Below are 14,455 nucleotides of genomic sequence, written 5' to 3'. Positions count from 1 at the left end.
CTCTATGGAAAAACTTACTGCCATTATCCCTACTGGAAATGAAGCACATAATATAGAAGCAGTTATTGCTTCCCTACACTTTGCTGATGAAATTTTAGTAGTTGACAGTTTTAGTACAGATGGCACGTATGAAAAAGCGAAGCAACTAGCCACACGAGTACTTCAAAGAGAATTTGATTACCCAGCTTCTCAAAAAAATTGGACAATCCCTCAAGCCAAACACGAATGGGTTTTATTACTAGATGCCGATGAACGCGTAACTCCAGAACTCCAAGAAGAAGTACAAAACGTACTTAATAATCCACCAAGTCAAGACGTAGCGGGCTATTGGATAGGGCGCATTAACCATTTTATGGGGCAACGTGTTAATTATAGTGGTTGGCGCAACGATAAGGTGATACGGCTTTTTAGAAGAGACCAATGCAAGTACGAAGATAAGTTTGTCCACGAGGAAATCACAACAGATGGAACGGTCTTAAAACTACAACACAAACTATTGCATTACAGCTACATAAGCTTAGACCACTACATAGAGAAAATGAACAAATATGCTACTTGGCAAGCCCAAGACTACGATAAAAAAGTAGGCACCCTTACCCCCTACCACTTTATTATAAAACCTTTTTGGGGCTTTTTTAAGCATTACATTATACAAAGCGGTTTTAGAGATGGTGTGGTGGGTCTTACCATTGGCTACATACAAGGTTATGTGGTGTTTATGCGTTATGCAAAGTTGTGGTTGCTCCGCAAAAAAAGAAAATAAGTAGGTACACGTATTGCGAGGGTTTTGCAAGTTAGCTAGTTTAGTAATAACATGTTATATAATAAAAAAACTAGTGGTACCCCGGATAAAATACGGGATATCGTTACTAATTATAACTATATAAGGTGTTAGCTGTAATGCAAAAAAACTTCACGAACTAAATGACAACATCGGAAAAATTTAAAGTTTGGTTAGAGACGATTTATGTTTCAAAAAAAACAGGAAAACCATTGACTACAGGAACTCAATATGTAACTGGACTAAATGCTCTAAATAGAAACTTAAATTTAGCTGGAGATGGAATTTATGACATTGATACTGATTTACATAAAATTCGAGAATTAATAGATAAGCCCGAAAATTGGCATAAAGATTACTCAAGTCATTTTAATGCATTCACAAAATTCAGAGATTATTATATTGAACGAAATGACAAAAGTAAAAGACCTTTACAAAGACAAGTAGATGTTTTTAAAAGGCAGCAAGTGGAAATTTCCGCAGTCGAAAAAACTATTCAATATTATGAGGAGTTAGATTATATTGTAATTTCGAAAGAAAAGGATAATGTTGGTTGGGATTTAGAAGCATCGAATGATAAAGAAACTTTGCTATTAGAAGTTAAAGGACTTTCTGGAAAAATAGTTTCTATTGAATTAAGTCCTAACGAATATCAAAAATCGAATGAATATAAAAACAAATATAAATTGTGTGTTGTAACAAACGCATTGTCTGAACCTAAGCTTGAAATCTTTAGTTATCATTCTGAATTAAATTATTGGACAAATATTGAGAATGAAAAGTTAATTATAGAAGAAAGAATTGGTGCGAGAATGTATAAAGAATAAGCACTACAGCTAACAAAGTATATAGCTCATAGCTAATCAATTGCTTAAACGAAGTTAAGGTATATTTGGAAAGTCGCCAAATTTTTAAATTTGACGATTTCCAATAAAAAAGATAAATAGTAAAATTTAAAAATCTGGCTTGTGCTCAACCGAAAATAATTTTTTAATTTGCACGCTACGAGCCATATACAAGACCGTTATGTGCAAGGCGAAAAAAAAATCCGAACTAATAAGAATATGAGTTTTTTAAAATCAATATTTAATGCAAAAGAGAAACCTATAGATTCATACTCTGACTTTTGGAATTGGTTTGAACAGAACGAAAAGAAATTTCATAAAGTTCTTAAAGAACAAGGCAATATCAACAAGGTTTTTTTTGACAAACTCGCACCAAAACTCAATGAATTGAAAGATGGATTTTGGTTTCTTGCAGGAATGTATGATGACAACACAGCGGAATTAATATTGACAGCCGATGGAATAATAAAAAATATTGTATTTGTTGAGGAATTAGTTCAATCAGCACCAAAAATGAATAATTGGAAAATTACTGCACTCAAACAACCGTCTGACATAAATCAATACGGAATTGAAATGGACGGATATAAATTTGACGAAAGTAAAATGGACTTCTATTCAACTGACCATAACCAAATGCCAGACGAGATTGACATTACAATTACTCATAAAGATTTCAGCGAAGAAAACAGAGCTGTAATGACAAATGGAGTTTATCTTGCTTTAGATAATTCTCTTGGCGAATTGAATTCAGTTACCACGATTGACAACGTGAATATAATTAACTCGAAAGATGCCACTTCAGACTTAATCCCATTAGAAAAACTTAAGGACTTTTTGACTTGGCGAGAAAAAGAGTTTGTCGAAAAATATAAAGGTTTCAGACACAATACAGAAAACGATAACTATTCTGGACTCGAAGCGACTTTAAAAAACGGACTTCCATTAGTTGCGGTTATCAACACAGATTTATTGAATTGGGACAGTAAAGCTTCTCATCCTTGGATTGCAGTAATGGAAATAAAATACGATGGGAAAAATAACAATGGAATGCCTGACGATTCTACTTATCAACTTCTCAATGAAATTGAAGATAAAATAATGACTGAATTAAAAGATTCAGATGGCTATTTAAATATTGGTAGACAAACGGCTGATTCAGTTCGAGAAATTTATTTCGCTTGTGTTGAGTTCAGAAATCCATCAAAAATATTACACGAAATTAAAAAAGAATATATAAATAAAATTGAACTGGACTTTGACATTTATAAAGACAAATATTGGCAATCATTTAACCGATTTAGTCCGAATTGAAAAAAGCCCAGCACATAACAATGGCTATAAGTAATTGCTTGTTCTCGCCTATTTCTGAAAATCCTCGCGGATTTTCTATCTGTGATTTATTTGCTAAATTAGGTGTTTAAAACACCTAACAAGCAATACCCCAAACCGATGGCAACAATTAGATAAAAATGAATAAAATAAAATTGATACTATACATTTGCTTTTTAATTACTTATTCGGTTATAGGGCAAGTAAATGATGATCGATTACAAAACTTAGATCAAGATATTGAAAAGTTAATCTCTAGATATAAAGCTGTGGGGCTTGCAGTTGCAGTTGTCGAAGAAGATTCAATAATTTATTCAAAAGGATTTGGTTTTCGAAACAGAGAGAAGGGGTTAAAAATGAATTCCGAAACACTATTGCCAATTGGTTCAGCTACAAAATCATTTACATCAACGGTCTTAGGGATATTAGAACACCTGGGCAAACTTTCAGTAAAGGATAAGCCCGTTAAGTATATTTCAAATTTGCGATTCTTTAATAGTGAAATGGATAATAATATAACAATTGAAGACCTACTTTGTCATAAAAGCGGAATGGGATCTTTCGATGGGAGTAACACATTTTTTCCAACAAAAAAACCAGAAGAATTTATCCCAAGATTTAGATACTTAAAACCAAATGGAGCGATCAAAAATAGTTTTATATACTCCAATGTTGGTTTTGGTATAGCGGGATTAATAATTCAAAAGGCAAGTAAAGAAACGTGGGAATCAGCAATACAGAACAAAATCTTCAAACCATTGGATATGACACGTTCTACAACAAATATCCAGAATATGGAAAAAGATATGAATCATGGTATTGGATATGGATTATCAGAAGGAGCTCAAGTGAAACTACTAAACAGAAATTTCACCTTTTCCAAACCGGAAGGAGCGGTTATAAGTTCGGTTAATGAAATGGCTAATTATTTAATTTCTTGGTTAAATAATGGAAAGTATAAAGGAAAACAAGTAATCCCCGCAGAATTCATCAATGAGGCTACCTCAATAAAGAATATAATCCCACAAAATTATACTGAGTCCAATAGAGAATTTAGTGGCTATGGATATGGTTGGTTTGTTCAAAGTCAGAAAGGTCGTTACAAGGTCCAACATGGAGGAAATGTGCCTGGATTTAGCACTCAAATGGCTACATTTCCAAATGAAAAAGTTGGAATAATTGTAATAACCAACCAAAATAATTCAGCTTTACCTTATTTAGTAGAAGACCTTATAACAAATAGAATGTTTCGTCTTCCAAGAACTGCAATTGAAGATTACGATGTGCAAATTTCTGAAATTTGGAATAAAGTCAGAGAAATTAATCCTGAGAATAATAAACAAAAGCCAACTCATCCATATCGAGAATACTGTGGAACTTATAGTGAGGAAGGGCATGGAACAATTCATATCAGAACCGAAAATGATATGCTATTTATAAAGTTCCCGGAGTATGAGTTCGTTTTGGAACATAGAAATTTCAATAATTTTGTAATGGTTAATACTTATGAAATTCCAGAAGTATTTGGATTGCCATATTTTGGGCTATCATTTCAAATTGATTTTGATGGAAACATCAGCTCATTAACTTTGGAGATACAATCAGAGCCTGTAAAATTTATTAAACAATAAGGGATACTGTTGCTAACAATTTATATATCGGCCATAGCAATAGCAGCTATGCTCCACTAAGTCACATATGTGAACGGTTATAATTTATTAAAAGAAAATTTCATTTATAAAAATCAAGATATATGAATAAACTTTGTATCATAATAGTTTTAAGTATTGTTAACGACATAAACCAAGAATTAAAGTAAACCCAAAACAAAAATATACACTATAACACCCTAACTCATGGCAGAAGAAGCATCATCATCTAATGACCCTATGTGGTCTGTTCCTAAATTTTATTTTACCGTTACGTTTGCCTCCCTTGAGCATCCAGTCCCCTTTATGGAGGTTTCAGGAATGGATATAGAATCTCAAATCATTGAATACAGAGCAGGTAATGATCCTCGGTTTTCAACCTCAAAAATGCCTGGAATGGTAAAGTCTATTAATGTCACACTAAAAAAGGGTGTTTTTAATAGTGATGATGCGTTTTGGGAATGGTATGGTTCCGTAAAAATGAATACCATAACTAGAGAAACCGTTACTATTGTATTAAACGATGAAATGGGTAGTCCAATAATGACATGGGTGCTTAACAATGCATTCCCTATAAAAATAGGAATCGTTGACGAAGAAACAACAAATAATGAAATTCTAGTAGAAACGCTAGAATTAGTGCATGAAAGCATTACACAAAGCGACAAGGGAAGTTTATAACTTTAAAAGAGTTCGTTTAGAATAAACAAAACAATATCAATAATTCTTAAAAAACACTAGCAATCATATAAGAACTAGGTAGCTATAATTTACATGTAATAGCAACGCTACATCTTCACACCAACCAATGTTTCTTAAATCTATATTAATTATACTGCTGTTCTTTTAGAAAAAACTAAAATCAATTTATCTTTATAGAAACCCAAAACTATAGAAATGGCAATACTAGGAGCTATCATTAAAAGTGCAATTGATTTAAGAGGAGCAGTCGTATCAGAACCCTCACCAAAAGAAGCTCAAGAAAAAGTATTACAGCAGTTACTTCAAAAAGCAAAAAATACTGCTTTTGGTTCGCACTATGATTTTGAGGCTATTCTAAATAGTACTTCTCCAACAGAAACATTTGCCGCTACAATACCCTATCATGACTACAACAAAATAAAGGACGAGTGGTGGCATAAAGTTATAGAAGGAGAAAAAGATATTACATGGCCTGAGGTTCCCTCCTATTTTGCTTTAAGTAGCGGAACAACTGGTAAGACTAGTAAGCGTATCCCAGTTACAGATGATATGATAGAAGCCATCCGTAATACAGGAATAAAACAAGTGGGCGCTTTATCTAATTTTGAACTTCCAACCGATTTTTTTGAAAAAGAAATCATGATGTTAGGTAGTTCTACAGACCTCAACAAACGAGGCTCTTTTCTAGAAGGAGAAATTAGTGGTATTAGTGCTAGTAATATCCCTTTTTGGTTTCAAGGATATTATAAACCCGGTGAAGACATTGCAAAAATCGATAACTGGGATGAGCGTGTTAGATCGATTGCAAAAAAAGCTAATGAGTGGGATATTGGTGCGTTAAGTGGTATTCCATCATGGATTGAGCTAATGCTTAAAGAGGTCATAGCCTACAATAACCTTGAGCATATTCATGAAATCTGGCCAAACCTCCAAGTCTATACAAGTGGGGGCGTGGCGTTTCAACCCTATGAAAAAAGTTTTAATTTATTATTGGGACACCCTATTACAGTAATTGATACCTATTTAGCTTCTGAAGGGTTTATCGCTTTTCAAAATAGACCAGAAACCACAGCAATGAAGCTGGTGACAGATAATGGAATTTACTTTGAGTTTGTCCCATTTGAACCAAAATATATTAAAGAAGATGGATCGTTAACCGAAGACGCACCATCTATCACGATTGATGAAGTTGAGGAAAACAAAGATTACGTATTAATTATAAGTACCGTTTCAGGGGCATGGCGATATATTATTGGAGATACGATCTCTTTTACAAATAAGAAACGTGCAGAGATTATTATTACAGGTAGAACTAAGTTTTTTCTAAATGTGGTTGGCTCTCAACTTTCGGTGAATAAAATGGAAACGGCATTGAGAGAAGTAGAGCAAGAATTTGATATCGAAGTTCCAGAATTTACACTTTCAGCAGTAAAGATTGATGGTGAATTTTATCATTCATGGTATTTAGGAACTGAAAGCAAAATAGAATCCCAAAAGATTGCTCAGTATTTAGATAAATGCTTGAAAGATGCCAATAAAAATTATAATGTAGCGCGTTCTAAATCCTTAAAAGGGATTTGTGTAAATACTGTCTCCCCAAATATTTTTTATGAATGGAATGGAAAAAATAAAAAGAAAGGCGGTCAAGTAAAAATGGCGAGAGTAATGAAAGAGGAAAAATTTAAAGAATGGGAAGCTTTTGTTAAAGACAACAGCTAAGCACTTTCATTAACAATGTGCATGATTTCTTCAGGAGATAAGTAAAGGCGCTTAAGTTTTGCTTTATACTTTTCAGAGATACTTGCGTGGTTGAGTATAAAGTTTTTAGTTTCTAAAATATAGTCTACCATACCGTGTTGTATTGCAAACACATCCGCAGCTCGTTCTACTTCTTTTATATGCGCATCAGAGTATAGATATTTAAATCCAAACACCAGCATATTAAAAAACCCTCTCGACCTATAGTCCATAATGTGTCCTAATTCATGACCTAGCCAACCAACCATAACTTTAGAAGGGATATCAAAAATTGATAACTCTTCAGTATCTATTTGAATTTTCTTACTTATTAGAATTATATATTTTCTGTCTTCTTTTTTCCCAAACAAGCTTGATATTATTGGTTGCGCTTGCATGGTAGACTTTTTTATGTTTTCCTTGAACTTAAATGTAATCTCACAATCGTATAATTCTGGAAAATACTGAAGTGCTTTAATTGCCTCCTCTCGAATACTAGAAGGAATAGTTTTGTTATCTAAAGTAAGAGTAGGTTTAAGCATAAAATTAAACCTAAACAATATTATAGTAAATGTATGTTAAGGCAGTTATAAAACTTTATCCAATTGCTTTTGTAACCCTTTAATTTTATCACGTAATTGTGCAGCCTGCATAAAATCTAGTTCCTTGGCCGCTTTTTCCATTGACTTACGTGTATCACGAATTTTCTTTTCTATTTGAGGTTTAGTAAGGTATTCATTTTCAGGTTCAGCAGCCAAAAGACTTTCTGCATTTTCAAAGGTGTAAGCTTGTTGCTTTGCTTTGGTTAATGAGTTTTCAAAAGACTTTTTAATCGCAGTTGGAGTAATATTATGTTCTTGATTATAAGCAATTTGCTTTTCACGACGATACTCTGTACCATCTATAGTAGCTTGCATACTTTTTGTAACCTTATCCGCATACATAATTGCTTTTCCGTTTAGGTTTCGTGCTGCACGCCCTACTGTTTGGGTTAACGAACGAGTACTTCGTAAAAAACCTTCTTTATCTGCATCTAATATCGCTACAAGCGATACTTCTGGTAAATCCAGTCCTTCACGCAATAAATTTACTCCAACTAATACATCAAACAATCCTAAACGTAAATCTTGCATAATCTCCACACGCTCTAATGTATCAACATCACTATGTATATAGCGACACCGTATCTGAATACGTGTCATATACTTAGTAAGTTCTTCTGCCATACGTTTAGTAAGCGTAGTTACCAAAACACGTTCGTCTTTTTCAACTCGTTGTTGTATTTCTTCTAATAAATCATCTATTTGATTTAAACTTGGGCGTACTTCAATAGGTGGATCCAATAATCCTGTAGGACGGATAATTTGTTCTACATATACCCCACCAGTTTTCTCAAGTTCATAATCTGCTGGAGTAGCACTTACATAAATTACTTGATTTTGTAGTGCTTCAAACTCTTCAAACTTTAACGGTCTATTGTCCATAGCAGCTGGTAATCTAAAACCGTATTCAACCAAATTCTCTTTTCGAGAGCGGTCACCTCCATACATTGCTCCTACTTGTGGGATAGAAACATGACTTTCGTCTACTATCATTAAATAATCATCTGGAAAGTAATCTAATAAGCAGAAAGGTCTCGTTCCTGGTTCTCGTTGGTCTAGATAACGTGAATAATTCTCAATACCACTACAATAGCCAAGTTCACGTATCATTTCTAAATCAAAATTGGTACGTTCCTCAAGCCGTTTTGCTTCAAGGTGTTTTCCTATTTCTTTAAAATACTCAACTTGTTTTACCAAATCATCTTGAATATTTCTAATAGCGCCTTGCAATACATCAGGCGAAGTAACAAACATATTTGCTGGATAAATAGTAAGCCTGTCATAGACTTCTATTACCTCATTGGTTTGTACATTAAATGCTTCTATCTCTTCTATTTCATCTCCAAAAAAATGAATGCGGAAAGCGTCATCGGCATAACTTGGATAGACATCAACTGTATCTCCTTTTATTCTGAAATTCCCATGATTAAATTCAGCTTCAGTTCTTGCATATAAACTTTGTACCAAACTATGAAGAAGCTTAGTTCTTGAAATTATTTGACCGCTTTCTATTTTGATAACACTTTTCTGGAATTCGATAGGATTTCCAATACCATATAAACATGAAACAGATGCGACAACCAATACATCCCTCCTACCTGAAAGTAAAGAAGAGGTTGTGCTTAATCGCATTTTCTCAATTTCCTCATTAATTGAAAGGTCTTTTTCAATGTAAGTACCACTTGTTGGAATAAAAGCTTCTGGTTGATAATAATCGTAATAAGAAACAAAATACTCAACCGCATTATTAGGAAATAAATTTTTAAACTCTGTAAATAGCTGCGCGGCTAGGGTTTTATTATGCGCCAAAACCAAAGTTGGTTTTTGTACTTCTTGTACCACATTAGCTACGGTAAATGTCTTACCACTACCTGTAACTCCTAAAAGTGTTTGGTATTTTTCAGATGCTTGTAACCCTTCAACTAGAGATAGTATAGCTTGTGGTTGATCACCAGTAGGTGTAAATTCTGATTTGAGTTTAAATTTCATAGAAACACAAAATTAGTCAAAATTTAGGGTTCTCGATACAATTCTGCTAACGCAGAATCACTCGAACTAAAGAGGCTCGAACTAAAAACGTAACTTCGAAGGTTTCATCTTAATGTTCATCTTCATAGAGCTATTTATACTTCTCAAACCAAGCCAAGGTATGTGCCACTTTAGTAATCAAGTTACTAGGTCTGGCAGCAATTCCATGTGAAGCCTCAGGTATTTCAACAAGAACAGTTTCCTTTTTTCTAATTTTTAGCGCGTGATACAATTGCTTTGCTTCACTAGGTGGCGTTCGTAAATCGTTTAATCCAACCATCACCATTGTTGGTGTTTCCACATTGCCCACCAAAGAAATAGGTGAGAACTTCCAATAATTTTCAAAATTCTCCCAAGGTTGTCCAGGGTACCTATAATCTGAATAATAAAAATAATTATCAGCAACTAAAGTTTTGCTTATCCAATTCATTACAGGTTTTGCAACAACAGCAGCTTTAAACCTGTTGTTTTTTCCAATAATCCAAGCAGTCATGATACCTCCTGCACTACCACCAGTAACATATAACTTATCTGGATCTACTTTTCCTTGTGCAATGACAGCATCTACTCCATCCATTACATCATTATAATCTTCGCCAGGATAATTATTATATAATAGGTTCCCAAATTCTTCTCCGTAGCTAGTACTACCCCTAGGATTAGGATAAAAAACTATATATCCCGCTGCTGCGTATAATTGGATTTCAGTAGAAAACCTATTTCCATAATTAAGCACAGGTCCTCCGTGATTTTCAACTAATAGCGGATATTTTTTACGTTCATCAAAATTTGGAGGATACACAATCCATCCTTGTATATCTCTTCCGTCAACCGAAGATTTATACCAAATTTCATCCATAGCGCCTAGTGTTCGGTAGCCTAATAAGTCTTCGTTAATCCCAGTAAGAGTTGTTGGGTTATTGTCTCCCTTGGCTACCACAGCAACATCTGCAGGTCTATCAGGGTGAGAAATAGTATAAGCAATCTTCCCATTGCTAGATACACTAAAGCTACCACTTGCATAAGGTCTTCCTAAGGTAGTGCCTCCCATATTATTAACTATATCTGTTACTTTTCCGTTTAAAGAGATATAAGCAATAATTGATGCTCCTTTGTCATCATAAGTAATATATAATCCTTTACTATCATTTGCCCAAACAGCACTTTTAATACTACGATCTAGGTTTAAAGAAACTTCCTTTTTTCCACTTCCGTTTACATTCATTAGCTGTAGTTTGGTCACTTGATAATTTTGCACCTCATCTTCATACCCTAAGTAAGCAATGTATTTTTCGTCTGGAGAAACTTTTGGACTAGAGTCTGGACCGTTTCTATCGGTGAGTGTTTCAAGAAGCAAGGTGTTTGTTGAAATAGCATATACTTCGCTATTTCGGGTTTGGTATTCCCAATTAGGTGTTCTATTTGCTGAAAAGTATATTTTATTCCCATTTGGTGCCCAAGAAAGGTTACTTGAGTGGTTAAAACTCCCTGAAGTAAGTTGCCTTGGTGAACCTCCTTCTGAAGGAATAGTAAAAATATGAGTAAATCCAGGATCAATGTACCCAGAACCATCTGCTTCATGTTTTAAACGGTCAGTAATTCTAGGGGCTTTTGCCCATTTTGCTCCTTTGGGTTTTGATGGCATTGAAGCAATAACGGGTGCTTTTTCTTTTACTTTCATAGTAAAAGCAATCGTTTTTCCATCTGGAGACCAACTTAAATTAGATGGACTACCATCAAGTTGTGTCAATCTAGCTGTCACTCCATTTTCTAACCAATACACAAAGATTTCACTACCATTTTTAGTTGGACTTGAATACACAATACGGTCACCTGCTGGGGACCAACGCGCATTGCTTTCATTTTTATCTGAAGACGTTAACTTGTAATGTTTATTCTTATCCTTAGTTGAAACTATCCAAAGATTTCCTCGGCTTTTATCATCCATAATATCAAACCCCATACGCTTATACACTACAAAATCTCCATTAGGAGAAATTTGAGGGTCTGATGCGTACTCTAACTGAAACACATCCAAGTACTCAAAATTCTTTTGAGTTTGAGCTTGAACGATAGTTGAAATAAAAAAAGTAAAAAGAAATAAAAAGGAAGTTAATTTTGTAATCATAGTCTATTATTTAGAAAACTAAAGATACTTCTTTTATACCCCTTTTACAATTCGTTGCTATCCAGTATATTTGAGTAAAAAGAAAGCTATGAAAAATCTGTATCTCAAACTAATAGGTGTCTTTGCCATTGTATGTCTAGGAGCCTTGTATTTTTATTCTGAAGAAAAAATAGAGCAAGAAATTATTTCAGAAGGAAAAAAAGAATACCCACAAGAATGGATGTATTGGCAACGTGCTTATCCTGACAACTATATTAATAGGAATGCTATTGCCGAAGCAATTACTCAAACCCGAACAATACTAGATGCAAGAAACCCACAAGAAGGCGGAGACTGGACTTTTATTGGGCCGCTTAATACAGGAGGAAGAATAACTGATGTAGCTATATCGCCAGGTAGTGATGATGTACTATATGTTACTACAGCAGTAGGAGGTGTTTTTAGAACAATAGACGGAGGCGCTAACTGGACCCCTATTTTTGATGAAATAGGGAAACCTTCAATAGGTAATATTGCCATTGCACCATCAGATTCACAACGAATTTATGTTGGTACAGGTGAAGCTAACGGAAGCGCTACTTCTGGAGCTTTTTATGGTGATGGTGTTTACCGCTCTGATGATGCTGGAGATTCATGGACAAACATAGGGCTTGATGGCACAGACCATATTGGTAGAATTGTCGTTGACCCAAACAACAAAGACAGAGTTTTTGCTGCTGCAACTGGAACATTATATGGTACAAACCAAGATAGAGGTGTGTATAGAACTACTAATGGCGGAAACGATTGGGAGCGCGTATTATTTGTAACAGACTCTACGGCTGCCATTGATGTTGTAATGAATCCTGTAAATACAGACATTTTGTTTGCTGCTACTTGGGAGCGTACTCGAAAGCCTTGGCAAAGAGATTATGCAGGCGTCACCTCATTAGTACATCGCTCTACAGATGGTGGAGACACTTGGTCTGTATTAGGCGCGGCTAATGGATTACCTGCTCCAAATTCACAAACAGGTCGAATAGGGTTAGCTATATCCGAATCTAATCCAGATGTTGTGTATGCTAGATATACAACAAACGAAATCACCAATGTTTTTGATGCTATTTATAAGTCTACAGATAGTGGTAATACTTGGACAGAAATTAATACTTCAGATATCTCGAATATTGATTTTTCTTTTGGTTGGTACTTCGGAAATATTAGAGTAAATCCACAAGATGAAAATGATATAATTGTGTTGGGTCAAACATTAGCTAGAAGTAACAATAGTGGAAACTCGTGGCAGTTTATAAATGGAATGCACGTAGATCATCATGCTATGGAATTCTCTAGAACTAATCCAGACTTTTTATTAGCAGGTAATGATGGAGGTGCATATATTTCTACAAACGGCGGCACATCTTGGACAAAATTTGAAAATCTGCCTATTACACAATTCTATAATATTGAGGTTGACAATTTAGCTCCAAATGGAATCTATGGTGGTACACAAGATAATAATACTATACGTACACTAACAGCAGGGAGTAATGATTGGAACCCAATTTGGGGAGGAGATGGATTTCATGTAAATGTCGATTATGATGATAATAACTTTATTTATGTCGAGTCGCAATTTGGTAATCTAGGCCGCTCAACCAACGGTGGTGCTAGTTTTACAAATGCTACCGCTGGAATTGACGGTAATGATAGGACTAACTGGAATACACCAGTAATTATCTCTCCATTTGATAGCGAAAAAGTGTACTATGGAAGTAACAGGCTTTATATTTCAGATAGAGCTGTATTTTGGAACGCTATTAGTCCAGATTTAACGGATGGCCAACATCCAAGTGGTGCAGGGTCCTATGGGACCTTAACAGCTATTGCCTCCTCTTATAATAATCTAGATGTTGTATATACTGGTAGCGACGATGGAAATGTAAATGTCACATTTGATGGTGGAACTACGTGGAGCAACATAAGCAATGACTTACCAGATAGATACGTAACTTCTATTGCAATTTCTCCAAGCGATGATAACACAGCCTATGTAACTTTTTCTGGCTTTAGTGAATTGGATTACACACCTCATGTTTTTAAAACAATAGATGGAGGGCAAAATTGGACAGATATTTCTAGTAATCTACCAAGCATCCCTGTGAATGATATTGTGATTAAAAGAGATGAAAGCACTCTTTTTGTGGCTACAGACCTTAATGTTTGGGCATCAACTAATGATGGTGTTTCATGGGGAATTGTAGGTAATAATTTACCACTTACTATTATTAGAGATTTAAAAATCCATGAGCCAACCAATACACTCTATGCCGGAACTTTTGGTCGTTCTATTCATAGTTATGATTTAAATGGATTAGTCTTAGGTGTTGATGAAACTATAGCTACGGCTACCGAAATAACTGTTTATCCTAATCCAACATCAGAAACATTAAATATAAATCATCAAATTTCAGGTAATGGAAGTATTACTTTATATGATACCTCTGGAAAGTTAGTAGCAGAATTTTTTAACGGAGCATTAGAAGGAACTCAAGTAAGTAGGTATTCAGTAGAAAACATCTCAAGCGGAATGTATATGCTACATATTAAAACCAGTAATAAAAGAATAACAAAAAAGGTTATTGTTAGATAATAAAATTGTTATTCAGAGG

General features: G+C 34.5%; 10 protein-coding genes. 7 read left to right on the top strand and 3 right to left on the bottom strand.

Annotation, left to right across the window (positions count from 1 at the left end):
- Positions 1 to 4: 4 nt before the first annotated feature.
- The 6 genes from RM538_RS01455 (at position 5) to RM538_RS01430 (ending at position 7,028) form a co-directional block, all read left to right on the top strand.
- Complete coding sequence (locus RM538_RS01455; protein WP_311331613.1) at positions 5 to 763, top strand: glycosyltransferase family 2 protein; 759 nt, start codon at positions 5 to 7, stop codon at positions 761 to 763.
- A gap of 161 nt (positions 764 to 924) precedes the next feature.
- Positions 925 to 1,608, top strand: a complete 684-nt coding sequence (locus RM538_RS01450) for a protein NO VEIN domain-containing protein (protein ID WP_311331612.1) — start codon at positions 925 to 927, stop codon at positions 1,606 to 1,608.
- A 237-nt stretch (positions 1,609 to 1,845) separates the two neighbouring features.
- On the top strand, positions 1,846 to 2,940 hold the full coding sequence (locus RM538_RS01445; RefSeq protein ID WP_311331611.1) for a DUF695 domain-containing protein: 1,095 nt from the start codon (positions 1,846 to 1,848) through the stop codon (positions 2,938 to 2,940).
- 158 nt (positions 2,941 to 3,098) lie between these two features.
- Positions 3,099 to 4,589: a serine hydrolase gene (locus RM538_RS01440; RefSeq protein WP_311331610.1), complete on the top strand. Its 1,491-nt coding sequence runs from the start codon at positions 3,099 to 3,101 to the stop codon at positions 4,587 to 4,589.
- Between the two features lie 225 nt (positions 4,590 to 4,814).
- Positions 4,815 to 5,288 carry a phage tail protein gene (locus RM538_RS01435; protein ID WP_311331609.1) on the top strand — a complete coding sequence of 158 codons (474 nt, stop codon included), beginning with the start codon at positions 4,815 to 4,817 and terminating at the stop codon, positions 5,286 to 5,288.
- 216 nt (positions 5,289 to 5,504) lie between these two features.
- On the top strand, positions 5,505 to 7,028 hold the full coding sequence (locus RM538_RS01430) for a GH3 family acyl-acid amido synthetase (RefSeq protein WP_311331608.1): 1,524 nt from the start codon (positions 5,505 to 5,507) through the stop codon (positions 7,026 to 7,028).
- Here the strand turns inward: RM538_RS01430 and RM538_RS01425 are convergent.
- The 3 genes from RM538_RS01425 to RM538_RS01415 all read right to left on the bottom strand — a co-directional run bounded on the left by RM538_RS01425 (position 7,025) and on the right by RM538_RS01415 (position 11,804).
- On the bottom strand, positions 7,025 to 7,588 hold the full coding sequence (locus RM538_RS01425; protein WP_311331607.1) for a hypothetical protein: 564 nt from the start codon (positions 7,586 to 7,588) through the stop codon (positions 7,025 to 7,027). The two genes, RM538_RS01430 and RM538_RS01425, sit on opposite strands and share 4 nt — an antisense overlap.
- Before the next feature lie 45 nt (positions 7,589 to 7,633).
- A complete protein-coding gene (gene uvrB, locus RM538_RS01420) occupies positions 7,634 to 9,637 on the bottom strand; it encodes an excinuclease ABC subunit UvrB (protein ID WP_311331606.1) in 2,004 nt (667 codons plus the stop codon).
- A 130-nt stretch (positions 9,638 to 9,767) separates the two neighbouring features.
- A complete protein-coding gene (locus tag RM538_RS01415; RefSeq protein WP_311331605.1) occupies positions 9,768 to 11,804 on the bottom strand; it encodes a S9 family peptidase in 2,037 nt (678 codons plus the stop codon).
- Between the two features lie 88 nt (positions 11,805 to 11,892).
- Here RM538_RS01415 and RM538_RS01410 point away from each other — a divergent pair, with 88 nt between their 5' ends.
- The gene (locus RM538_RS01410; RefSeq protein WP_311331604.1) at positions 11,893 to 14,436 is read left to right on the top strand and encodes a T9SS type A sorting domain-containing protein; all 2,544 of its coding nucleotides are present in this window, start codon (positions 11,893 to 11,895) and stop codon (positions 14,434 to 14,436) included.
- Positions 14,437 to 14,455: the final 19 nt, after the last annotated feature.

It is taken from the genome of Patiriisocius hiemis, from assembly GCF_031846325.1.
Classification (GTDB): domain Bacteria; phylum Bacteroidota; class Bacteroidia; order Flavobacteriales; family Flavobacteriaceae; genus Patiriisocius_A; species Patiriisocius_A hiemis.
The sequence above is the reverse complement of the archived record's forward strand: the minus strand, read 5'-3'. Positions and strand labels throughout refer to the sequence as shown.